The 440-nt window shown below is 45.2% G+C and carries 1 pseudogene; it reads right to left on the bottom strand.

Annotated features, from left to right (window positions below):
* Positions 1–431: pseudogene (locus tag HMPREF2794_RS01445) on the bottom strand (hypothetical protein); the annotation flags it as partial.
* Between the last annotated feature and the right edge of the window lie 9 nt (positions 432–440).

The following is a 440-nucleotide window of genomic DNA, read 5'->3' as shown; positions in this document are numbered from 1 at the left end:
GCGTTTCGTAATGCTTCACGGATAAGCGCGGGTGACTCATGATCACCAATGGCGTATCCGACCGGATATTTTTCACATGCGTCAAGTACGACTACCATCGTTTTCCGGTTGGTATAAGTGGTGTACATATATCTCTTTTCCTCACCGTTTTTCTTTACCGTTTTGGGAGTCTTTTTCTGATAGAACAGTTCCGCATCCCATCCGTCCAGCGTCCAGTAAGTAAGTGCTTGTGTCGGGGCTTCGCGGTGTATCTGTTTCATGCGTGTGTTTTTCAGGGCTTTGTCCCCCTTGTTTCCCGCCATTGTTGTGAGAGCAAATTTTTGTCTCCAGTTCTCAACAGTGGTAGGGCTGTCAATCGGTTTCCAATCCATCAGGGAAGCCACTTTGTTGTATTCCTCCATGATTTGAACATTATTCAGATTGTTATGCATACTGATTAA

Origin of the sequence: Bacteroides sp. HMSC067B03, assembly GCF_001811315.1 — a bacterium.
GTDB classification, from domain to species: domain Bacteria; phylum Bacteroidota; class Bacteroidia; order Bacteroidales; family Bacteroidaceae; genus Bacteroides; species Bacteroides faecis.
This window is presented reverse-complemented; position numbering and strand designations above follow the sequence as displayed.